Annotated in this window: 23 protein-coding genes; 12 read left to right on the forward strand and 11 right to left on the reverse strand. The window is 68.6% G+C overall.

Features of this window, described 5'->3' with window-relative positions; translation table 11 throughout:
• Position 1: 1 nt before the first annotated feature.
• Both JJQ90_RS04915 and JJQ90_RS04920 read right to left on the reverse strand, forming a co-directional pair.
• The gene (locus JJQ90_RS04915; protein ID WP_216873331.1) at positions 2 to 973 is read right to left on the reverse strand and encodes an ABC transporter permease; all 972 of its coding nucleotides are present in this window, start codon (positions 971 to 973) and stop codon (positions 2 to 4) included.
• A gap of 23 nt (positions 974 to 996) precedes the next feature.
• Positions 997 to 2,586 carry an ABC transporter substrate-binding protein gene (locus tag JJQ90_RS04920; protein WP_216873332.1) on the reverse strand — a complete coding sequence of 530 codons (1,590 nt, stop codon included), beginning with the start codon at positions 2,584 to 2,586 and terminating at the stop codon, positions 997 to 999.
• Positions 2,587 to 2,693: 107 nt separating this feature from the next.
• Between JJQ90_RS04920 and JJQ90_RS04925 the strand changes: the two genes are divergently transcribed.
• Positions 2,694 to 4,292, forward strand: a complete 1,599-nt coding sequence (locus JJQ90_RS04925) for an ABC transporter substrate-binding protein (protein WP_216873333.1) — start codon at positions 2,694 to 2,696, stop codon at positions 4,290 to 4,292.
• A 100-nt stretch (positions 4,293 to 4,392) separates the two neighbouring features.
• On the opposite strand, the gene JJQ90_RS04930 is transcribed toward JJQ90_RS04925, so the two are convergent.
• The gene (locus tag JJQ90_RS04930; RefSeq protein ID WP_216873334.1) at positions 4,393 to 4,857 is read right to left on the reverse strand and encodes an Lrp/AsnC family transcriptional regulator; all 465 of its coding nucleotides are present in this window, start codon (positions 4,855 to 4,857) and stop codon (positions 4,393 to 4,395) included.
• A 214-nt stretch (positions 4,858 to 5,071) separates the two neighbouring features.
• Between JJQ90_RS04930 and JJQ90_RS04935 the strand changes: the two genes are divergently transcribed.
• Positions 5,072 to 5,932, forward strand: coding sequence for a phosphodiester glycosidase family protein (locus JJQ90_RS04935; protein WP_216873335.1), 861 nt, complete (start codon positions 5,072 to 5,074; stop codon positions 5,930 to 5,932).
• 45 nt (positions 5,933 to 5,977) lie between these two features.
• On the opposite strand, the gene JJQ90_RS04940 is transcribed toward JJQ90_RS04935, so the two are convergent.
• From JJQ90_RS04940 to thiS, 4 genes are all read right to left on the reverse strand, one after another.
• Entirely contained in the window at positions 5,978 to 7,108 is a 1,131-nt protein-coding gene (locus JJQ90_RS04940; RefSeq protein ID WP_216873336.1) for a type III PLP-dependent enzyme, read from the reverse strand.
• A gap of 395 nt (positions 7,109 to 7,503) precedes the next feature.
• A complete protein-coding gene (locus tag JJQ90_RS04945; RefSeq protein ID WP_216873337.1) occupies positions 7,504 to 7,875 on the reverse strand; it encodes a hypothetical protein in 372 nt (123 codons plus the stop codon).
• A 93-nt stretch (positions 7,876 to 7,968) separates the two neighbouring features.
• Positions 7,969 to 8,760: a thiazole synthase gene (locus JJQ90_RS04950; RefSeq protein WP_216873338.1), complete on the reverse strand. Its 792-nt coding sequence runs from the start codon at positions 8,758 to 8,760 to the stop codon at positions 7,969 to 7,971.
• A 1-nt stretch (position 8,761) separates the two neighbouring features.
• Positions 8,762 to 8,989 (reverse strand): sulfur carrier protein ThiS, encoded by a 228-nt coding sequence (gene thiS, locus JJQ90_RS04955; protein ID WP_230410337.1) that lies wholly within the window; start codon positions 8,987 to 8,989, stop codon positions 8,762 to 8,764.
• Positions 8,990 to 9,176: 187 nt separating this feature from the next.
• On the opposite strand from thiS, the gene JJQ90_RS04960 reads away from it, so the two are divergent.
• The 5 genes from JJQ90_RS04960 (at position 9,177) to aat (ending at position 13,720) form a co-directional block, all read left to right on the forward strand.
• Positions 9,177 to 10,439 (forward strand): alpha/beta hydrolase family protein, encoded by a 1,263-nt coding sequence (locus JJQ90_RS04960; protein ID WP_216873339.1) that lies wholly within the window; start codon positions 9,177 to 9,179, stop codon positions 10,437 to 10,439.
• A 119-nt stretch (positions 10,440 to 10,558) separates the two neighbouring features.
• Positions 10,559 to 11,014, forward strand: a complete 456-nt coding sequence (gene aroQ, locus JJQ90_RS04965) for a type II 3-dehydroquinate dehydratase (protein ID WP_216873340.1) — start codon at positions 10,559 to 10,561, stop codon at positions 11,012 to 11,014.
• Complete coding sequence (gene accB, locus JJQ90_RS04970) at positions 11,014 to 11,472, forward strand: acetyl-CoA carboxylase biotin carboxyl carrier protein (RefSeq protein ID WP_216873341.1); 459 nt, start codon at positions 11,014 to 11,016, stop codon at positions 11,470 to 11,472. Before aroQ ends, accB begins: the two co-directional genes overlap by 1 nt.
• Before the next feature lie 115 nt (positions 11,473 to 11,587).
• Positions 11,588 to 12,931 (forward strand): acetyl-CoA carboxylase biotin carboxylase subunit, encoded by a 1,344-nt coding sequence (gene accC / locus JJQ90_RS04975; protein WP_216873342.1) that lies wholly within the window; start codon positions 11,588 to 11,590, stop codon positions 12,929 to 12,931.
• Positions 12,932 to 13,072: 141 nt separating this feature from the next.
• Entirely contained in the window at positions 13,073 to 13,720 is a 648-nt protein-coding gene (gene aat, locus JJQ90_RS04980) for a leucyl/phenylalanyl-tRNA--protein transferase (protein WP_230410439.1), read from the forward strand.
• A 10-nt stretch (positions 13,721 to 13,730) separates the two neighbouring features.
• Here the strand turns inward: aat and JJQ90_RS04985 are convergent, their stop codons facing one another.
• From JJQ90_RS04985 to JJQ90_RS05000, 4 genes are read right to left on the reverse strand one after another with little or no spacing between them, the layout of a single operon-like run.
• Positions 13,731 to 14,093: a DUF2155 domain-containing protein gene (locus tag JJQ90_RS04985; protein ID WP_216873344.1), complete on the reverse strand. Its 363-nt coding sequence runs from the start codon at positions 14,091 to 14,093 to the stop codon at positions 13,731 to 13,733.
• A complete protein-coding gene (locus JJQ90_RS04990; protein WP_216873345.1) occupies positions 14,090 to 14,308 on the reverse strand; it encodes a hypothetical protein in 219 nt (72 codons plus the stop codon). Before JJQ90_RS04990 ends, JJQ90_RS04985 begins: the two co-directional genes overlap by 4 nt.
• Positions 14,305 to 14,844, reverse strand: a complete 540-nt coding sequence (gene mlaD, locus JJQ90_RS04995; RefSeq protein WP_216873346.1) for an outer membrane lipid asymmetry maintenance protein MlaD — start codon at positions 14,842 to 14,844, stop codon at positions 14,305 to 14,307. The genes JJQ90_RS04990 and mlaD overlap by 4 nt, the downstream gene beginning before the upstream one ends.
• Positions 14,845 to 14,875: 31 nt before the next feature.
• Positions 14,876 to 15,223, reverse strand: a complete 348-nt coding sequence (locus JJQ90_RS05000; RefSeq protein ID WP_329959371.1) for an NADH:ubiquinone oxidoreductase subunit NDUFA12 — start codon at positions 15,221 to 15,223, stop codon at positions 14,876 to 14,878.
• Between the two features lie 198 nt (positions 15,224 to 15,421).
• Between JJQ90_RS05000 and JJQ90_RS05005 the strand changes: the two genes are divergently transcribed.
• From JJQ90_RS05005 to JJQ90_RS05025, 5 genes are read left to right on the forward strand one after another with little or no spacing between them, the layout of a single operon-like run.
• Positions 15,422 to 16,957 (forward strand): TSCPD domain-containing protein, encoded by a 1,536-nt coding sequence (locus JJQ90_RS05005; RefSeq protein WP_216873348.1) that lies wholly within the window; start codon positions 15,422 to 15,424, stop codon positions 16,955 to 16,957.
• Between the two features lie 37 nt (positions 16,958 to 16,994).
• Positions 16,995 to 17,459, forward strand: coding sequence for a RidA family protein (locus JJQ90_RS05010; protein ID WP_216873349.1), 465 nt, complete (start codon positions 16,995 to 16,997; stop codon positions 17,457 to 17,459).
• Between the two features lie 39 nt (positions 17,460 to 17,498).
• Positions 17,499 to 18,647, forward strand: a complete 1,149-nt coding sequence (locus JJQ90_RS05015; RefSeq protein WP_216873773.1) for a GNAT family N-acetyltransferase — start codon at positions 17,499 to 17,501, stop codon at positions 18,645 to 18,647.
• Positions 18,644 to 19,102 carry a GNAT family N-acetyltransferase gene (locus tag JJQ90_RS05020; protein WP_216873350.1) on the forward strand — a complete coding sequence of 153 codons (459 nt, stop codon included), beginning with the start codon at positions 18,644 to 18,646 and terminating at the stop codon, positions 19,100 to 19,102. Before JJQ90_RS05015 ends, JJQ90_RS05020 begins: the two co-directional genes overlap by 4 nt.
• The gene (locus tag JJQ90_RS05025) at positions 19,096 to 19,974 is read left to right on the forward strand and encodes a DMT family transporter (protein ID WP_329959372.1); all 879 of its coding nucleotides are present in this window, start codon (positions 19,096 to 19,098) and stop codon (positions 19,972 to 19,974) included. Before JJQ90_RS05020 ends, JJQ90_RS05025 begins: the two co-directional genes overlap by 7 nt.
• Positions 19,975 to 19,978: the final 4 nt, after the last annotated feature.

The raw sequence follows: 19,978 nt of genomic DNA on the forward strand, positions 1-19,978 counted from the left end.
TTCACTTGCTGTCCAGCCGCACGCGCGGGTCGAGCACCGAATACATCAGGTCCACCACCAGGTTGATGGTGATGAACATCAGCACCACGATCATGAGATAGGCGACGATCACCGGGCGATCGAGCACGTTGATGCTGTCGATGATGAGCTTGCCCATGCCCGGCCAGGCGAAGATGCTTTCCGTCACGACCGAGAAGGCGATGGTGCTGCCGAATTCGAGCCCGGTGACGGTGACGACCGGGATCAGGATGTTCTTGAACACATGCACGAAGGTCACGCGGAAGGGGCTGAGCCCCTTGGCGCGGGCGAATTTCACATAGTCCATCAGCATCGTCTCCCGCACCCCCGCGCGGGTCAGGCGGATGACGAGGCTGATCTTGAACAGTGCGAGGTTCAGCGCGGGCATCGCCAGATGCGTCAGCCCGTTCCAGGTCAGGAAGGACCAGCGCGTGCCGAGGATCTCCACCGTCTCGCCGCGCCCGGTGGAAGGCAGCCAGCCGAGCTGCACGGCGAAGACCATGATGAGCATCAGCCCGACCCAGAAGGTGGGCAGGGAGAAGCCGAGGATCGACCCGGCCATGATGGCCTTGGAGCCGACGCTGTTCGGCTTCAGCCCGGCATAGAGGCCGAGCGGCAGGCCGATCAGGATGGCGCCGAAGGTGGCCGCGAAGGCCAGTTCCAGCGTCGCCGGCATCCGCTGGAGGATCAGTTGCAGCGCCGGCTCGTTGAAGACGAAGGAGCGCCCCAGATCCCCCTGCACCGCCTTGCCCAGGAAGATCAGGTACTGCTGCCAGAGCGGCAGGTCGAGCCCGAGGGCAATGATCGCGCGCTCACGCTCGAACTGGTCCGCATCCGGGCTGATCAGGATCTCGACCGGGTCGCCAATGGCGAAGACGCCGACGAAGACGATGATGGACATCGCCAGCACGACGCCGGCGGCCTGAATCAGCCGCCGCAGCAGATAGACGCTCATCCCGGTCCCCTTGACCTATTTGCTCAGCGGGCGGCCGCCGGGCGCGTATCCTGCGCCCGGGTCAGCTCATCGACGCGCGCCTGATGCGTGAAGCCGCGGCGCGACGCCCAGATGTTGGTCTGGATATGCAGCGGGATCACGGCCACCTGCTCCGCCGCGATGCGCTGCGCGCGGATCAGAAGCTGCTCGCGCTTCTCATTGTCCAGCTCCGACAGCGATTCGGTCAGCAGCGCGTCCACCTCGGCATTGGAGAAGCGGCCGCGGTTCGACGCGCCCCAGCCACGGTCCCGGCTGTAGGTGGCCAGGATGTTGCGCAGCGGGTGGCTGCCATCCGGGTTGGAGCCCCAGCCGATCAGGAAGGAGGAGAATTCCTGGCGGCCGGCGCGGCCGACGAAGGTGGACCAGGTCTGCGCCTCGACGGCGGTGCGGACGCCGATGCGGGTCCACATCTGGCCGACCGCCTGGATGATGCGGCTGTCATTGATGTAGCGGTCATTCGGGCCGGACAGCGTGATGCGGAAGCCGTTGGGATAGCCGGCCTCGGCCAGCAGGCGGCGGGCCGCATCGGCATTGAATTCCGGCGCTTCCAGGCCCGGCACATGGCTGTAGGTGCCCGGCGGCAGGAACTGGCCGGACGGTGTGGCCGCACCTTCCATCACCCGCTCCGCGATCGCCTTGCGGTCGATCGCGATCGACAGCGCACGCCGCACCCGCACGTCCTGCAGCGGGTTGCGGCCCAGCGGCCGGCCATCATTGTCCGTGATCTGCGGCGAATTCTCATCCGCCGCGCGCAGATGGTCCAGGCCGAGGAAGACCAGGCGCAGGCCCACAGTCTCCGTGACGTTGATGTTCGGGTCGCGGCGCAGCCGGGCCAGATCGCTGGTCGGCACCTGGTCGATCACGTCAAGATCGCCCGACAGCAGCGACGCCGTGCGCGTCGCGTCGTTGGTGACCATGCGGTAGTTCACCCGCTCGAAGGCCGGCTTGTCGCCCCAGTAATTGTCGTTGCGCGCGAACTCGATCCGGTCGCCGCTGCGATGGTTCACCACGCGCCAGGGGCCGGTGCCGATGGCGACGCGGCCGCTGTTGAAATCCTCGGTCGCCGCATTCGCATGCGTCTCCGAATCCAGAATGCGGACATTGGTCATGTCCAGCGGCATCAGCGGATAGGGCTGCGCGGTGTGGAAGCGGATGGTCAGCGGATCGACGATCTCCATCCGCACGATCGGCCGCGCATAGGCCGCGTAGGAGGACGGGCTGTTCGGCACGTTCGGCAGGCGCTGGATGGTGAAGACCACATCCTCCGCCGTGAAGGCGTTGCCGTTGTGGAAGGTCACATTCGGCCGCAGCTTGAATTCCCAGGTGGTCGGGCCGACCGCGCGCCAGCTTTCCGCCAGGCCGGGGATGTTGCGCGCCGCGGAATCGGTGCTGACCAGCTTGTCGAAGATCATGTCGCTGACGGCGTTGTTCGGCGACAACTGGTGATAATGCGGATCAAGCGATGTCACGGGCGAACCAACGCCCATGTTCAGCGTCTGAGCCTTTGCCGCCGGCAGGCCCGCCACCACAACGGATGCTGCCACCAGGGCGGCATTGCGGATGCTGTTGCGCATCACTCTTCTCCTCAACGAAAGCTTCCCCGAAGCGGCCTCTGTAGCAGCATGTGTCGCGACCGGCTAGGCTAACGGCCTGTTCATGACTGTCCGGAGAGACACAGCGAATGCAATTTAATCCTCCGCGTCGCCGCCACGCGCTGCTGGCCGCGGTCTTGCTGGCTGCCGCGTCGCCCGCTTTTGCGCAGCCGGCATCGCGCAACCTCACCATCGGCATCGGCGGGTCCCCTACCTCGCTCGACCCGCATTTCTACAATGCCTCGCCCAATATCAGCCTGACCATGCACCTGTTCGACCGGCTGACGGAGCAGGATTCGCAGGCGCGCATCCAGCCGGCGCTGGCCGAAAGCTGGCGCGCGGTCAGCGACACGACCTGGGAATTCAAGCTGCGTGCCGGCGTGAAGTGGCATGACGGGCGCGACTTCACCGCCGATGACGTGGCCTTCACCGTCGGCCGCGCGCCCAATGTGCCGAACAGCCCGGGCGGCTTCGGCGGCTTCGTCCGCGCCATCACCCGGGTCGAGGTGGTGGACCCGCTGACCATCCGCTTCCACACCGCCGCCCCGCATCCGCTGCTGCCGACCGAGCTCGCCTCGATCCAGATCATCTCCCGCCATGTCGGCGAAGGTGCGGCGACCGAGGACTACAATGCGGGCCGCGCCGCCATCGGCACCGGCCCCTATCGCCTGGTGTCCTACCGCCCCGGCGACCGCACCGAATTCGCCCGCAACGAGGCCTATTGGAAGGGCGCCGAGCCCTGGGGCCGAGTCTCCTATCGCTTCGTCGCCAATGACGCGGCGCGCACCGCGGGCATCCTGGCCGGCGACCTCGACGTCATCGACCAGGTGCCGTCGACCGACATCGCCCGGCTGCGCCGCGACAACCGGCTCAGCATCTCCGAGATCCAGGGCCTGCGCCTGATCTACCTGATGACCGACTTCTCCCGCACCGACACCGCGCCGGTGCTGGTCAGCGACAACGAAGGCCGGCCGCTGGAACGCAACCCGATGCTGGATCCGCGGGTGCGGCGCGCGCTGTCCATCGCCATCGACCGGGAAGCGCTGGCCGATCGCGTGATGGAAGGCACCGCGCGCCCGACCGGCCAGTGGCTGCCGCCGGGCTCCTATTCCTACAACCCGGCCGTGGAGGCCCCGCGCCCCGATCCGGAGGGCGCCCGCCGCCTGCTGGCCGAGGCCGGCTTCCCGCAGGGCTTCCGGCTGACCCTGACGACGCCGAATGACCGCTATCCGAACGACGCGCGCACGGCCCAGGCCGTGGCGCAGATGTGGAGCCGCATCGGCGTGCGCACCTCCGTCGATGCGCTGCCCTGGACCAGCTATGCGGCGCGCAATTCCCGCCAGGAATTCAACGCCCGCCTGGCCGGCTGGGGCAGCGTGACCGGGGAGGCCAGCTACATGCTGGTGAATATCTTCGGCACCTATAACCGCGAACGCCGCACCGGCGCCTCCAACAACTCCCGCTACTCGAATCCGGAGCTGGATGCGCTGACGGCCCGCGCCGCCGGCACGCTGGACGATGCCGAGCGCGAGAAGCTGCTGCAGCAGGCGGTGGCGATGGTGGATCGCGAAACGGCGATGATCCCGCTGTTCCAGCTCGTGAACTTCTGGGCCACCCGCCGCGGCATCACCTATGAGCCGCGGATGGATGAGCGCACGGTTGCGATGAACGCCCGCCCCGCGAACTGAGTCCCCGCCCGATAAAAGCCTTCTCCCCCCCGACGGGGGGAGAGGGTTGGGTGAGGGGGGCTGCCCGGGACGGGAACGGCCCGCCTCGCCCCGAAACCCTCTACTCCTCCTCGGCCTCCGCCACCGGCAGGATCGCCGTTTCCTTCGGCGAGGCCAGCGCCAGGATCGTCTCGGTCCGCGCCACCCCGGGCTGGCCGCGCACGGCATCCGAGACAAAAGTCTCCAGCGCGGCGATATCCGCCAGGCGCAGCTTCAGCAGGTAGCACCAGGCGCCGGTGACGGTATGGCATTCCAGAACCGCCTCCCGCCCCTTCATCGCGGCGACGAAGCCGGCATCGCCGTCGCCGGGATGCATGGCGACGAAGACGAAGGCCAGCAGGGGGCAGCCGGCGGCGACGGGGTCGAGGTCGATCCGCCAGCCGCGGATCACCTCCCGCTCCTCCAGCCGCTTCACCCGCTCCGCGGTGGCCGAGACGGACAGGCCTGCGACCTTGGACAATTCGGCGAGGCCAGCCGCCCCATTCTCCTGCAGGGCGACGACGAGGTTGCGATCGATTTCATCCATGGAGCGAGCTTAGACCGGGGGGCGCCAAAAAAGAAACGGCGGATCGACAATCACGCCGGAAGAACCGGGCGCACCGCCCGTCCCTTGCGCCCCGAATACGAATCGATATCGAAATACCTTGTCATCTCCTGAACGGACAGCGAGGATATTGGACCACGGGGACCGGAAGGGCCGTCACCGCCGCCGGGTGGGTCAGAAGCGGGGATGAGGCATCGTGGAGATCTTTCTGAACAATCCCCGATTCTGGAATCTCGTCACAAATCTCGAAGGCAAGCTGCTGCGGCATGGCTCCCTGAGATACTTGGTGATGGACCATTCTGTGAAGATGGTGCCTCTCATCAGGAAAAAGACGGAACTCTTCCTGGATATGCTGCGCCGGGACGGGGCGCGGATGAACGCCTGCATAAATGGCAGCTACTATGATCTTTCCTTCCTCGGTAGTTTAGACGCAGCCTTCGGCACGGACCCCGTCGCTGCGAACAAGACGACGATTTTGGGTCAGGTCGTCAGCAATGGCGTGCTGGTTGCTGGCTCAACTGAGCCGGAACGGTTCTTCTTCGCGCAAATGCGGGTGCCGACCACCAATGCGCCCGGCTGGACCTTTTTTGCTGGCGCAGGCGATCCGCCGAAAAATGCCTCGATCATCGCCGCCATCGGTGGCCTCGGGCCGCTGATCGTCGAGGGGCTACGCTATGGCGACGGCAACAAGGGCCGCCCGGGCACGACCGGCCTGCCGCTGCGCGGGGATCCCGGAGGCCAGCTCTCGAAGTCCCTGATTCAGCGCAACAACAACACGTTCATTTCTGTCGAAAAGCGACCGCCGACGACAGGAAAGACGATTCTCGCCTCCCATAGCAGGCTGAAAAAACTGCTCATCGCCGTGCAGCCTGATGGTGTGTTGCCGGGCCAGAGCTACACGACGCTCGCCGAGCAGCTTCTCGCGCTCGGCTTCGACAATGCGGTGTTTCTGGATGGCAGCGACAGCGCAACGCTCATGGTGAACGGCGCGCTGGAAGTTCAGCCCGGAGGGAACAAGGATGAAACCAATACCCTCGGGATCGGCTTCCTGCGCTAGCGCGCGCGGAACGTGGAATGGCGGCCTCGCGACCGCCATTCGCCGTCAGATGTAGTGTTCGGCCAGCGGGCGGAAGCCGTTGAAGGCCTGGCTCGCATAGGTCGTCACATAGGCACCCGTCGACAGAAGCTGCACCTGGTCGCCGGCATCGAGGGCCATCGGCAGGCGGTAGTTGGACTTCTCATACAGCGTGTCGGTGCTGTCGCAGGTAGGTCCCGCGATGGTCACCGGGCCTTCCTCGCCGCCGTCATGCGGGGTCTGGAAGGCGTAGCGGATGGACTCGCCTTCCGTCTCGGCCAGGCCACCGAAGCGGCCGATGTCGAGATAGACCCAGCGCACCGGATCGTCCTCACCCTTGCGGGAGACCAGCACGACCTCGGACGACACCACCCCGGCATCGCCCACCATGAAGCGGCCCGGCTCGATCACCATCTCCGGCAGGGCATTGCCGAAATGCGTGGTCATGGCGCCCATGATGGCGTCGCCGAAGGCGTCGATCTCCGGCACCTCGGCCCGGTAGCGCACCGGATAGCCGCCGCCGAGATTGACCATGCGCAGGTTGATGCCGGCGTCCTTCAGATCGGTGAAGATCATCGCCACGCGGGCGATCGCCGCCTCATAGGCGCCGGTCTGCGTCTGCTGGCTGCCGACATGGAAGGAGATGCCATAGGGGTCGAGACCCCATTCGGCCGCCTTCACCATCAGTTCCTTCGCCATCTCGGCCTCGCAGCCGAACTTGCGCGAGAGCGGCCATTCGGCGCCCTTGTTCTCCACCAGGATGCGGCAATAGACGCGCGCGCCGGGGGCGGAGCGGGCGAGCTTCTTCAACTCCGGCTCGCTGTCGAAGGCGAACATGGTGACGCCGGCGGCGAAGGCGGCCGTGATGGCGCTCTCCTTCTTCACCGTGTTGCCGAAGGAGATGTCGGCCGGACGCGCGCCGGCTTCCATGCAGGCCTGGATCTCTTCCCAGGACGCCGCATCGAAGGAGGAGCCGAGGCCGCTCAGCCGGTCCAGGATCGGCGCGGCCGGATTCGCCTTCACCGCGTAATAGACGCGGGCGAGCGGCAGCGCGGCCTTCAGCCGGCGGAAATTCTGCTCCACGCGGTCCACATCGAGCACGAGGCACGGGGTGGCCGGCGCATGGTCGCGCAGATAGGAAGCGATTTTCGGGTTCATCGCGCCCGTACTCCTGCAAATAGCGGAGACAGCCCCCTGTTGGGGGGACGGCCCCTAGATTGACGAAACGGTCGAACGAACCAGCGACCAAAGGAGGCCGGCGGGGTGAGCCGCCGGGGTTGCCAGAACGCTGACGTCGTTGCGTTAACCTTGCGCCGCGGTGACCGGGCCTTACTGACCGGTTCCGTGGGCCTGGGGCCTTCGGCACGTGCGTACTGCGTCTGCGGCGCATATAGGCGCCGCGAGCCCGGGAGGGAAGCGGTATTTGCCCACCTGCCCGTTTTTTTTCCGTGAGCTTTGCTAAATGGCCGGAAAGCCCCCCCGTGGCCCCGGGGGGATGGCCGGGAAGGCTCCGGCGAATCGCGCTGTTCTCGCGCGAAAACGCCGGAAGCCGTTCAGTTGGCGATCAGCCCGCTATTGGTCACGGTGATCCGGCTGGCGACGCAGACATTCACCCGGCGCAGCTCCGCCGTGCGGCCATTCGCCCAGGTCACCCGGAAGTCATACTGGCCGGTATTCGCCGCGCGGTAGCTCATCTGCCGTCCCGGCGGCAGCACGTTGGCGCCGAGCTGGTCGGTGCCCCAGCCATTCAGGCTGGCATGGCTGAAATGCAGCTGCGCCACGGTCTGGGACGACCGGTTGATGACGAGGAACGAGGTGTCGCAGCCCCGCGCGGGCATCACGACCACGGGGCGCTGCTGCTGTTCGACGCAGGCGGACAGCGCCAGGGCCATGAAGCCCAGCGCCCCGATGTGACGGCGATTCATAGTCTCTCTCCCGCTACGTAACTGTTTGCAACGGGCCGAGGCTAGGATACAGGCGGTCGATCCCACAAGTGAGACGCCGCCAGGCTTTTCAACTCAGCGGATCAATCCCGCGACAGGGCTGGAAGGATCCGCCGCCGGACTGCGCGGCATGCGCCCGGCCAGGAAGGCGTCCCGCCCCGCCGCCACGGCCGCCTTCATGGCGCGCGCCATGCGCACCGGGTCCCGCGCATGGGCGATGGCGGAATTCAGCAGCACCGCATCGCAGCCCAGTTCCATCGCCAGCGCGGCATCCGATGCCGTGCCGATGCCCGCATCCACCAGCACCGGCACGCGGGCCTGGGCGATGATCGCCTTGATCATGAAGGGGTTCGCCACACCGAGCCCGCTGCCGATCGGCGCGCCCAGCGGCATGATGGCGACGCAGCCCATCTCCTCCAGCCGCTTCGCCGCCACCGGGTCGTCGGCGCAATAGACCATCACCTCGAAGCCATCGGCCAGAAGGGCGGCGGCTGCCTCGAAGGTCGCGGCCATGTCGGGGTACAGGAAGGGTGGCGGGCCGAGCACTTCCAGCTTCACCAGATTCCAGCCCCCGGCCTCCCGCGCCAGGCGCAGGGTGCGCACGGCGTCCTGGGCGGTGAAGCAGCCGGCGGTATTGGGCAGGTAGGTGAAGCGGTCGGGCGGCACGAAATCCTGCAGCATCGGCTGGCTGGCATCGGACAGGTTCACCCGCCGCACCGCGACGGTGACCATCTCGGCGCCCGAGGCCTCGATCGCCGCCTTGGTCTCCGGCAGGTCCTTGTAGCGGCCGGTGCCAACGATGAGGCGGGAGCGGAAGCGCCGCCCGGCGACGGTCCAGCCCTCATCGGCCTGCGGAATGCCATCCATCTCAACCACCCCCGATGAAGTGCACGATCTCCAGCCGGTCCCCCGCGCCAAGACGCGTGCTGGACCAGGCGGAGCGCGGCACGATCTCCAGATTGCGTTCCACCGCCACCTTGGGCGCGGCCAGGCCAATCAGCGTCAGCAATTCGGCGACGGACGCGCCCTCGGGCACCTCCCGCCGCTCGCCATTCACCTCGATCTCGATCTGTCCGGCCATTGTCGTCCCCGTCATGGCGGGAAGATGGCCGGCGGCAGTCCCGGCAACAAGGCGCGCGCTATGCAGGGCTGGCATTCACCGCCGCAGGCAGCACCGCGGGAAAAGCAGCGGTGGAGGCGAACTCCCGCCACACAACCACGGATTGTAAACTTTTCTTGCTGTAGCGTCATGATCGCCAGGACACATTTCGCAAGAGGCCCGCATGACCCAGGACCTGCCCCCGAAGCTCAACCGCCGCCAGGCCGCCGCCGCCGGCCTCACTTTCGGCGCCCTGGCCCTGGCCACCGCGGCCGGCCCCGCCGCCGCGCAAGGCAGCGCGGCGCCGGCCGGTGCCGCGCAGCAGGTGCCCGGCGGCATCAGCTACCGCCTGATCGGGCAGTGGGATGTGGCGCGGCTGAACCGCATCCTCAGCGTCGATACCCCTGCCTTCTCCGGCTTCCCGGTCACCTACACCCCGGCGCGCAATGCCGTGCGGCTGTACCGGATCAGCTACCCCACCATGGTGCCGGAGCGCGGCAACAAGCCGGTGACCCTCACCGGCCTGCTGGCCATTCCGGATGGCGGCGCCACCAGCCTGCCGCTGGTCTCCTACCAGCACGGCACGGTCTACGGGAAACAGGAGGTGCCCTCCTTCCCCGAGAACTCCCCCGAGACGCAGCTGATGATCGCCCAGTTCGCCGGCCAGGGTTATGCCCTGATCGGCGCCGACTATGTCGGCATGGGCGAATCGACCGAGCCGCAGGGCTTCATGGTGAAGGGCAGCCACCAGCAGGCGACGGCCGACCTGATTCCGGCCGCCCGCGCCGTGATGCGGGCCATCGGGCTGACGGACAACCGGCTGTTCCTCGCCGGCTGGTCGCAGGGTGGCTATGTGACGATGACGCTGGCCGAGCGGCTGGAGGCGATCGGCATGCCGGTGCAGGCCGCCGCCACCGCCAGCGCGCCGATCGACCTGTGGCTCTCGCTCAACGGCTTCCTGAACTTCCCGCGGCCCTTCGACGCGCCCTGGACGACGACGCTGTTCATCCTCGCCTCCTTCTCCTTCGAGAACTACTACGGCGTGCCGGGCCTGGCGCGGTCGATCCTGAAGCCGGAGCATTACGACCTCTGCCTCCAGGCCTATCAGGGCCAGCCCTTCGACCCGGCCAAGGTTCCGACCAATCTCCGCGACCTGGTGACGGCGCCCTATTTCGACACGCAGTTCTTCGCCGAATCGGCCTTCGGCCGGCAGATGGCCGCCAATCACGGCTATCGCTGGGTCATCCGCACCCCGGTGCGCAACTACTACGGCGAGCGGGACGAGGTCATCACCGTCGGCGTCGGCCGGCTGGCGCAGGACTTCCAGCGCGCCATGGGCAATGACAAGGTGGAGGCGATTTCCACCGGCGCGGATTCCACCCATCGCGGCACCTATGCCCGGGCGGTTCCGGCCTGGAAGACCTGGTTCGACTCCCAGATCGGGTAACATGCGGGCGGGAAAAGGGCGGCGCCGGAAGCTTCCGGCAGGTTGGGGCAGGCACGGCGGCTTGCCCCCGCCGATCCCACCGTGCTAGCCCGGCGAACCCTGCAAAACCTGGGATTCCCGTGAACCCGCCGCTGATCGCCGTCCTGAACGGACCCAACCTGAATCTGCTCGGCACCCGCCAGCCGGAGATCTACGGCGCCGCGACGCTCGACGATGTCGAGCAGCTTTGCGCGGAAACCGCGGAACAGCTCGGCCTCGCCATCGACTTCCGGCAGACCAATGGGGAAGGCGAGCTGATCACCTGGGTGCAGGAATGCCGCGGCCGGGCCGATGGCATCATCATCAACCCGGCCGGCTACAGCCATACCTCCATCGCCCTGATGGATGCGCTGAAGGCCACCGACCTGCCGATCGTCGAGGTCCATATTTCGAACATCCACCGCCGGGAGGAATTCCGGCATCTCAGCTATGTGTCCAAGGCTGCGACCGGCGTGATCGCGGGCCTCGGCATCCAGGGCTATGCCCTGGCGCTGCAGGCGATCGCCGAGCTGGTCATTGAAGAAGGAGAGCCCTGATGTCGGGCGTACAATTCGACGCAGCGGCGATCCGCGAACTCGCCAAGATCCTGCGGGAGACCGATCTCACCGAGATCGAGCTGGTGGAGAAGGACAGCCGCATCCGCGTGGCGCGGCAGATCACCGTGACGCAGGTGGCGCAGCTGCCCGCCGCCGCCGCGCCCCTGGCCGCCGCCCCCGCCGCTTTGGTGGCGCCGGATCCGGCCGTGGCCGATGCGGCGCATCCGGGCCTCATCACCTCCCCCATGGTGGGCGTCGCCTATCTGTCGCCGGAGCCTGGCGCGGCGCAGTTCGTGACGCTGGGGGCCAAGGTGGCGCAGGGCCAGACCCTGATGCTGATCGAGGCGATGAAGACCTTCAACCAGATCCGCGCCCCCCGCGCCGGCACCGTCACCCGCATCCTGGTGGATGGCGGGTCCCCGGTGGAATTCGGCGAACCGCTGATGATCATCGAGTGATGGCGCCAGCCATCAGCCGCCCGATGACGGGAGGGCCGGAGGCTCGGACGTCGTTCAACGCATGCGTTGAACCGGTCGGCCTCCGCACGCCGCGCAGCGGCGGGAGGAGAGCATAATGTTCAAGAAGGTTCTCATCGCGAATCGCGGCGAGATCGCGCTGCGGGTGCATCGCGCCTGCCAGGAAATGGGCATCCGCACCGTCGCCGTGCATTCCACCGCCGACAACACCGCGATGCATGTGCGGCTGGCGGATGAGAGCGTCTGCATCGGCCCGCCCTCGGCCCGCGACAGCTACCTGAACATGGCCGCGATCCTCTCCGCCGCCGCCATCACCGGGGCGGAGGCGATCCATCCCGGCTACGGCTTCCTCTCGGAAAACGCCAATTTCGCCGAGATGGTGGAAGCGCACGGCCTGGCCTTCATCGGCCCGACGGCGGCGCATATCCGCATGATGGGCGACAAGATCGCCGCCAAGGACGCCATGCGCAGCCTCGGCGTGCCGCTGGTGCCCGGCTCGCTCGGCGCGCTGGACAGCCTGGAGGAAGCCCGCGCGGTCGCGGAGGAAATCAAGTATCCGGTGCTCATCAAGGCCGCCGCCGGCGGTGGCGGGCGCGGCATGAAGGTGGCGCGCAGCGCGGATGAGCTGGAGGAAGCCTGGCGCGTCGCGCGCACGGAATCCAAGGCCGCCTTTGGCGATGACAGCGTCTACATGGAAAAATACCTGGATCGCCCGCGGCATATCGAGCTTCAGGTGATGGCCGACAGCCACGGCAATGTGGTGCATTTCGGCGAGCGCGACTGCTCGCTCCAGCGCCGCCACCAGAAGCTGGTGGAGGAGGCCGGCAGCCCGGTGCTGACGCCGGATGAGCGTGATGCGCTGGGCGCCCAGGTCACCAAGGGCCTGCGCCAGCTCGGCTATCGCAATGCCGGCACGCTGGAATTCCTGTGGCAGGATGGCCAGTTCGCCTTCATCGAGATGAACACCCGGCTTCAGGTGGAACATCCGGTGACCGAGATGGTCTGCAACGTGGACCTGGTGAAGGAACAGCTTCGCGTCGCCGCCGGCGAACCGCTCGGCTACACCCAGGAGGACATCCGCTTCTCCGGCCACGCCATCGAATGCCGGATCACCGCGGAAGACCCCGAAACCTTCGCCCCCAGCCCCGGCCGGGTGGATATGTACCACGCGCCGGGTGGGCTGGGCGTGCGCGTCGATAGCGCGCTCTATTCCGGCTACACCGTGCCGTCGAACTACGACAGCCTGGTGGCCAAGCTGGTGGTGCATGGCCGGACGCGGCCGGAGGCGATCGCGCGCCTGAAGCGGGCGCTGGCGGAGATGGTCGTCTCCGGCATCAAGACCACCCTGCCGCTGCACCAGCGCATCGTGGCGGACCCGGAATTCCAGGCCGGCGACTATACCATCCACTGGCTGGAGCGCTTCGTGGAGCGCGGGGCCTGAGTTTGGTCGGGGCCGGCCGCAACTCCTGCCCCGCCATCACTGCCGCGACATCGGCCGAAACAGGTCGCCCTCGCGATGCCATGCTCCTTGCCCCATAGTGAGCAGGTGAGCAGACGCCAGTTCGACATCACCCCCGACCTGATGCTCCGCGCCTACCGCGCGGGGCTGTTTCCCATGGCCGAAACCCGGCGCGGGGACCGGCTGTACTGGCTGGACCCCGAGCTGCGCGGCGTGCTGCCGCTGGACCGCTTCCATCTGCCCCGCAGGCTGCGCCGCACCGTGCTGGCGGGCCCCTATGCCATCACCACCAATCGCGACTTCGCCGGCGTCATCACCGCCTGCGCCGCCCCGGGCGAGGGGCGGGAGGACACCTGGATCAACCCGGAGATCGAGCGCCTGTTCGGCGCCCTGCACCGCATGGGCCACGCCCATTCGGTGGAGGCCTGGCTGCCCGGGGAGGGCGGGCCGCAACTGGCGGGTGGCCTCTATGGCGTGGCCCTGGGTGGCGCCTTCTTCGGCGAAAGCATGTTTTCGCGCGCCCGCGATGCCTCCAAGGTCGCGCTGGTGCATCTGGTGGCGCGGCTGCGGCTGTTCGGCTTCACCCTGCTGGACGCCCAGTTCCAGACCACCCACCTGGCCCAGTTCGGCTGCCATGAGGTGCCGCGCCAGGCCTATAAGCGCCTGCTGTCGGAAGCGGTGGAGGAGCAGGGCGTCTGGAACGACGCGGTGGAGCCAGCGGCCGTGCTGGCCGAAATCCGCCGGCTGAGAGGGACAGCGGGCGAGGACTGACGGCGGCGCACTACTGCGCCCGGCACTCCAGGATGCGGATGTCATAGACCGGGTGCTGGAGCATGTTCACGCCCGGCGCCTCGGCGAACATCCAGCCACGGAACACCGGATTGGCCTCGGCGGGCTGGCGACTGTCGCTGATCTCCAGATAGGCGGCGGCGTCCGGCACCTCATCCGGCGGGCGGGCATGGCAGGCGCGCACCACGATGGTCAGGCTGCCGAAGCGTTCCGGCTGGTTCAGCGCGGCGCGCAGCACGGTGATGCGGGCCGTCACCTTGTCCAGCGCCTGCAACTGGGCGATGCGCTGCGGCCGCCAGTCCTGGGCCAAAGCCGGGCCAGCCAATAGCAGGAAGGCGAAAGCAAGCCGCGTCATGCGCGCTTCGGGCTCGGCAGGGCCGCGACCATCTCGGTCAGGATGCGCCGCATCGCCGCCTCATCCACGCCCATCAGCACCGCATCCTCAAAGGCATCGCGCAGCACCTGGGCCGCTTCCACATGGTTCTCGGCCAGCACCTTCAGCTTCTCCCGGCACGACAGCGGCGCGCCATCGGTGCCCGGCCAGATGGCGGGCGGGGCGAGGCCGCTCATGGCGCCAGGCTGGGCGCCAGGCTGGGCGCCGCGTTCGGTGCGGCCCCGCCAGCGGCGGGCGCACCCTCGCTGCGGGTCGGCTGGCCTTCGGTCATCGAGAAGATGAAACGGCCCAGCAGGCTTTCCAGGCTGATGGCGGACTGGGTGATGGTGATCTCCCCGCCATCGGCCAGGATGCGATCCGAGCCACCCGGCACCAGGGAGACGAAGCGCCCGCCCAGCAGCCCTTCGCTCGCGATCTCGGCGGAGCTGTCGGAGGGGATCTGCAGCGCGGAATCGATGCGCATCGACAGCACCGCCAGGAAGCTGGTCGGATCGATGCGCTGATCCACCACGCTGCCCACCTTCACGCCGGCGATCCGCACATCGGCGCCAGGGGCGAGCCCGTCGATGCGGTCGAACTTGGCGGTCAGGGTCACGCCCGGCCCTGAAAAGCCGGTGCGGCCGCTATTGGTCAGGGCGTAGAACAGGAAGCCGCAGACCACCAGCAGGACCACGGCGCCGGCCAGGACCTCGGCGAGGGAACGACGCTTCATGGATGCTTGATCCTGTCAGGAGCGCGCAGGGTCAGGACCCCGGCGTCCAGGCCTCGTAATCGCCCGTGGTCACCTGGCGGCGCCCGCCGGAATAGTCGTGGCCCGCCGGGTGCCAGGCCAAGGCGGTACCGGTCGGGTTCGGGCGGTGTTCCACCTGCCAGGCATGCAGCTTGGTCTCCGGCAGCGGCGCGGCGGCGGTGTGGTGCAGCCAGCCATGCCATTCGGGCGGCACCTTGGTCGGGTCGGCGGCGCCGTTGAACAGCACCCAGCGGCGCTTGCGGCCATATTGCAGGTAGTCCCGGCGGGACTCGTGATAGCTGTTGCCGAAGCGATCGGTGCCGATCTTCCGACCGGACAGGGCTGTGGTCAGACGCATCATCAGCGACATATGCGATCCTTCGGCGCGGCCCTGGCGACCCTTGCCATGGCTGTGCCGTCATCTGCGGGGGCGGACAGTTTCGCACAACCCTGGCCCTCACGCAAAATGCCGTGTTGTCCACAGGATGTTGCGGCATCCGCGCAAATCACCCACCAGATACGGCTTCCGCCGGGCGCAAGGGGCCTTTAGGGTTGGGGCATGACATCACTCGCCGGAACGCTGTGGGATCAGGTCGCGCTGTGGCGGGTTCGCGCCGCGCCCGATCCTGACGCCGCCACCCGCCCCATCGCCCTGCCCGTCGCCTGGGATGAACAGGCGGCGGAGGCGCTGGCCGCCCTGGCACCTGGCGCCGGGCCGGTGGTCTTCCCGAAGCTCGCAGAGGCCTGGATCAACCGCCTTGCCCTGCGTGGGCGGGAGGTCGGGCTGCTGGCCGACGCCGCGGCGCAGGACAGCTTCGCCCATGCACTGCGCGCCTTGCTGCTGGCCCGCCGTGGCGCGCCGGGCGTCACCATCTGGCGCAACGAGGCCCGCGGCCCCGCCCGCTTCGTGCTGAACCTGCCGGCCTTCCTCGACCCGGAGGGCGGCTTCGACGCCGCGGCCTATGGGCAGGCGGTGGCCCTGGCGGTGCGCGCCCTGGATATCTGGACCGGCGCCAAGGCGCCGCGCCTGTCGGTCGGCTTCGCCGATCTCGCCGGGCTGCTGGCAGGCCTCGGCCTGCGCTATGGCAGCGCGGAGGCGCGCGCCGTGGGTGCGGCCATCACCGCTTTGACCCGTGGCGCGGCGGAGGCCGAGTCGGGCCGGATCGGCGCTGTCCTCGGCGGCGCCCGCGAGCCTCTCGCTCTGTTCGCCCCCGCCCCGCCCGGCGCCACCGTGGTGCCCGGCCTGGCGGAAGCCGCCCGCGCGGCGCTGGAAGCGGCGGCGCGCAGCCTCGGCCTGCGGCACCAGGTGCTGGTGGCGCTCTCCGCCCCCGATGCGGTGGAACAGCTTCTGGGCGCCGAGACGGGTGGCCTCGCCCCCACCCCCGGCGCCACCCGCCTGGCGCTGGACGCCCAGGGCTGGGTGACGGAGGTGCCGAGTCGCACCGCGCTGCGCATCGGCCGCGCGGCGGCGGAGACGCTGCTGGCGCCGGTGCCGGATGCCGAATGGGCCGGCATGGCCCAGGCCCTCGCCCCCTTCCTGCATGTGCCGCCGCCCATGCCGGTGGCCCCCGCCGCCCCGGCCCGCGCCGCGCCGCCCCTGCCGGAACGCGCGCCGACCCAGGCGCAGCGCCCGGCGGGCGCCGTCTGGCGCGTTTCGGTCGGCGGGCACAAGGTGGTGCTGCGCACGGCGGAGGATGCGGAGGGCCGCCTCTCCGAGGTGACCATCGCGCTGACCAAGGAATCGGCCGCCTATCGCAGCCTGATGGAGGCGATGCTGCAGGCGGTCTCGATCGGGCTGGCCGGCGGCGTGGCGCTGGATTCCTATATCGAGGCCTATGCCTATACCCGCTTCGGGCCTTCCGGGACGGTCGATGGCGACCCGGCGATCCGCCGCGCCACCAGCGTGCTCGACTGGGCTTTTCGGCGGCTGGCGCTGGACTATCTCGGCCGCCGTGACCTGATCGACCCGTCGGAGGAGGATTGCGCGCCGGATGCCACCGGCCATGCGGCGGAACACCTGCCGCTGCTGCCGATGGACCTGCCAGCCAGCCCGGCCCCGCGCCAGCGGCGGCGGCAGTTGAAGCTGGTGGGATAGAGCGCGCGCAGCCCGTTTCGGATCAAGGAATTCAGACATGCCCGGCACCGTGGACGCGAATCTCGACAAACTCGGCATCACCCTGCCGCAGGCGCCGGCGCCGGTGGCGAACTACATCGGCTTCAACCTCGTCGGGAATCTGCTGGTCGTCTCCGGCCAGATCCCGCTGGTGGACGGCAAGATCAGCACCACCGGCAAGCTCGGCGCGGGCGTTTCGGTCGAGCAGGGCCAGGCGGCGGCGCGCACCTGCTTCATCAACCTGGTGGCGCAGGTGAAGGCGGCGGTGGGGGATCTGGACCGGGTGAAGCGCGTGGTGCGCCTCGGCGGCTTCATCGCCTGCACGCCGGACTTCACCCAGCATGCGCTGGTGATGAACGGCGCGTCGGACCTTGCCGTGGCGGTGTTCGGGGAGGCCGGGCGGCATGCGCGCAGCACCATCGGCGTGCCCTCCCTGCCCGGCGATGCCGCGGTCGAGGTCGAAGGCATGTTCGAGATCGCCTGAGAGCTTGTGCCCCGGCGGGCGCGCCCAACCTTGACCGGCATGCCCGAACTCAGCCTCTCGCTGCACCGCGCCATCGCGGATATTCCTCCGCTGGACTGGGACGCCTGCGCGGGCGCCGACAATCCCTTCGTCAGCCATGCCTTTCTGCTCGCGCTGGAGGAGTCGGGCAGCGTCGGTGGGCGCAGTGGCTGGCTGCCGCAGCATGCGGCGCTGCGCGACGAGGCCGGCCGGCTGCTGGCCTGCGCGCCCTGCTATGCCAAGGTGCATTCGCAGGGCGAATATGTCTTCGACCATGGCTGGGCCGACGCCTTCGAGCGTGCCGGCGGCAGCTACTACCCCAAACTCCAGGTCGCCGCCCCCTTCAGCCCTGTGCCCGGCCCCCGCCTTCTGGTGCGGCCCGATTCCGGCATCGGCGTGGAGGCGCTGGCGCAGGGCCTGGTGCAGGCCTGCGGCCAGCTCGATCTTTCCTCCGTTCACTGCACCTTCTGCACGCCGCGTGAGTGGGAAGCCCTCGGCGAGGCCGGCTGGCTGCAACGCATCGGCACGCAATTCCACTGGTCCAATGCCGGCTATGCGGACTTCGAAAGTTTCCTGGCGGCGCTGTCCAGCCGCAAGCGCAAGCAGATCAAGCGCGAGCGGCGCGACGCCGAGAATTCCGGCTTCGTGCTCAAGACCCTGCGCGGCCATGAGATCACGCCAAAACATTGGGAGGCGTTTCACCGCTTCTATGTCTCGACCTCCGACAAGAAATGGGGCCGCAGCGCCTATCTGAAAAAATCCTTCTGGCCGCTGCTGGGCGAGCGGCTGGGCGACAAGGTCGTGCTGATGGTGGCGGAGCAGGAGGGCGAGCCCGTGGCCGGCGCGCTGAACCTGCTCGGCACCGATGCGCTGTACGGCCGCAACTGGGGCTGCCTGGTGGAAGCGCCCTTCCTGCATTTCGAGCTGTGCTACTACCGCGCCATCGACTTCGCCATCGAACACAAGCTGTCCCGCGTCGAGGCCGGCGCCCAGGGCGAGCATAAGATCCAGCGCGGCTACCTGCCGGTGCCGACCTATTCGGCGCATTGGATCCAGCATCCCGGCCTGCGCCGCGCCATCGCGGATTTCCTGGATCGGGAGAGGCCGGCGATGATGGCGGAGATCGAGGCGCTGCACGAAGCCTCGCCCTTCAAGCGCAAGGGCGAATGATTACCGTCACGATCGAGGATCCGGACCAACCCGCCATCCTCGCCATGCTGCGCGCCGGCGAAGCGAACAGCGCCGCGCTCTATCCGGCCGAGAGCAACCATCACCTGCCCCTGGCGTCGCTGCGCGCGCCCGGGGTGCTGTTCCATGTGGCGCGCGACGCGCAAGGTCTGGCGCTCGGCACGGGGGCGGTCGTGGCGCATGGCGACTGGGGCGAGATCAAGCGCATGTGGACCGACCCTGCCGCCCGCGGACGCGGGGTGGCGCGGGCCGTGCTGGAAGCCCTGGAACAGGCCGCGCGCGATGCCGGCCTGCGCCTGCTGCGGCTGGAGACCGGGGTGCATAGCCATGCGGCGCTGGCGCTGTATCGCCGCGCCGGCTTCGTCGAGATCGCGGCCTTCGAGGGTTATGCGCCGGACCCGCTCAGTGTCTTCATGGAGAAGACGCTAGCGTGCTGACCGCCTATGCGCAGCTCGCCGGCTCCATGGCGCTGGTCGGCGCCAATGTCGGCGTTGCGAAGGTGCTGGCGGGGTCGCTACCGATCGCGATGATCGTCGGGCTGCGCTGCCTGCTGGCGGTGCTGGTGCTGTGGCCGCTGGCGCGGGCCATGGAAGGCCGGGTGCAAGTGGACGGTCGATGCCTGCGCAACCTGTTCCTCCAGGCGGCCTTCGGCACGGCGCTGTACAATGCCGGGCTGCTGGCCGGGCTGCGGCTGACCACGGCGCTGGAGGCGGGGCTGGTGCTGGCCACCCTGCCCGCCGTCGTCGCCATCGGCAGCGCGCTGTGGCTGCGGGAGGTGCTGCCGCCGCGGCAATGGGCTGCCGTGGCGCTGGCCGCCTTCGGCATGGGCGCGCTGACCCTGGCCCGCGCGGGTGGGGAGGCGCATGGCAGCCTGCTCGGCAACCTGCTGGTCTTCGGCGGGGTCTGCGGCGAGGCGATCTATATCCTGCTCGCCAAGCGCATCGCCGGCCGGGTGCCGCTGGTGACGGCGAGCCTCTGGATGCAGGCCTTCTCCATGCTGCTGATGCTGCCCTTCTGCCTGCCGGTGCTGGGCAGCGCCGCGGCGCTGGCGGACCCGGAGGTGGCGGGGCTTTTGGTGTTTCACAGCCTGACCGCCAGCGTGATCTGCCTGCTGCTCTGGTATGCGGGCCTGCGCCGGGCTCCGGCGGGAATCGCGGGGGTGTTCACCGCATTCCTGCCGGCGACGGCGGCGCTGGTGGCGGTGGTGTTTCTGGGGGAAGCGTTCTCGGCCGTGCATGCGGCTGGATTCGTGCTGCTGACAGGCAGCATGCTGCTGGCCACCTGGCCAGGACGAAGGCGGAACGGTTAGGCTG

Origin of the sequence: Falsiroseomonas oleicola, from assembly GCF_019029495.1 — a bacterium.
Lineage (GTDB): Bacteria > Pseudomonadota > Alphaproteobacteria > Acetobacterales > Acetobacteraceae > Falsiroseomonas > Falsiroseomonas oleicola.

Bases quoted from the DNA above. Each gene is read 5' to 3' on its own strand.
- JJQ90_RS04915 (WP_216873331.1), bottom strand. From the start codon at position 973: ATGAGCGTCTATCTGCTGCGGCGGCTGATTCAGGCCGCCGGCGTCGTG.
- JJQ90_RS04920 (WP_216873332.1), bottom strand. From the start codon at position 2,586: ATGCGCAACAGCATCCGCAATGCCGCCCTGGTGGCAGCATCCGTTGTG.
- JJQ90_RS04925 (WP_216873333.1), top strand. From the start codon at position 2,694: ATGCAATTTAATCCTCCGCGTCGCCGCCACGCGCTGCTGGCCGCGGTC.
- JJQ90_RS04930 (WP_216873334.1), bottom strand. From the start codon at position 4,857: ATGGATGAAATCGATCGCAACCTCGTCGTCGCCCTGCAGGAGAATGGG.
- JJQ90_RS04940 (WP_216873336.1), bottom strand. From the start codon at position 7,108: ATGAACCCGAAAATCGCTTCCTATCTGCGCGACCATGCGCCGGCCACC.
- JJQ90_RS04945 (WP_216873337.1), bottom strand. From the start codon at position 7,875: ATGAATCGCCGTCACATCGGGGCGCTGGGCTTCATGGCCCTGGCGCTG.
- JJQ90_RS04950 (WP_216873338.1), bottom strand. From the start codon at position 8,760: ATGGATGGCATTCCGCAGGCCGATGAGGGCTGGACCGTCGCCGGGCGG.
- thiS (WP_230410337.1), bottom strand. From the start codon at position 8,989: ATGACGGGGACGACAATGGCCGGACAGATCGAGATCGAGGTGAATGGC.
- JJQ90_RS04960 (WP_216873339.1), top strand. From the start codon at position 9,177: ATGACCCAGGACCTGCCCCCGAAGCTCAACCGCCGCCAGGCCGCCGCC.
- accB (WP_216873341.1), top strand. From the start codon at position 11,014: ATGTCGGGCGTACAATTCGACGCAGCGGCGATCCGCGAACTCGCCAAG.
- accC (WP_216873342.1), top strand. From the start codon at position 11,588: ATGTTCAAGAAGGTTCTCATCGCGAATCGCGGCGAGATCGCGCTGCGG.
- aat (WP_230410439.1), top strand. From the start codon at position 13,073: ATGCTCCGCGCCTACCGCGCGGGGCTGTTTCCCATGGCCGAAACCCGG.
- JJQ90_RS04985 (WP_216873344.1), bottom strand. From the start codon at position 14,093: ATGACGCGGCTTGCTTTCGCCTTCCTGCTATTGGCTGGCCCGGCTTTG.
- JJQ90_RS04990 (WP_216873345.1), bottom strand. From the start codon at position 14,308: ATGAGCGGCCTCGCCCCGCCCGCCATCTGGCCGGGCACCGATGGCGCG.
- mlaD (WP_216873346.1), bottom strand. From the start codon at position 14,844: ATGAAGCGTCGTTCCCTCGCCGAGGTCCTGGCCGGCGCCGTGGTCCTG.
- JJQ90_RS05000 (WP_329959371.1), bottom strand. From the start codon at position 15,223: ATGATGCGTCTGACCACAGCCCTGTCCGGTCGGAAGATCGGCACCGAT.
- JJQ90_RS05005 (WP_216873348.1), top strand. From the start codon at position 15,422: ATGACATCACTCGCCGGAACGCTGTGGGATCAGGTCGCGCTGTGGCGG.
- JJQ90_RS05010 (WP_216873349.1), top strand. From the start codon at position 16,995: ATGCCCGGCACCGTGGACGCGAATCTCGACAAACTCGGCATCACCCTG.
- JJQ90_RS05015 (WP_216873773.1), top strand. From the start codon at position 17,499: ATGCCCGAACTCAGCCTCTCGCTGCACCGCGCCATCGCGGATATTCCT.
- JJQ90_RS05020 (WP_216873350.1), top strand. From the start codon at position 18,644: ATGATTACCGTCACGATCGAGGATCCGGACCAACCCGCCATCCTCGCC.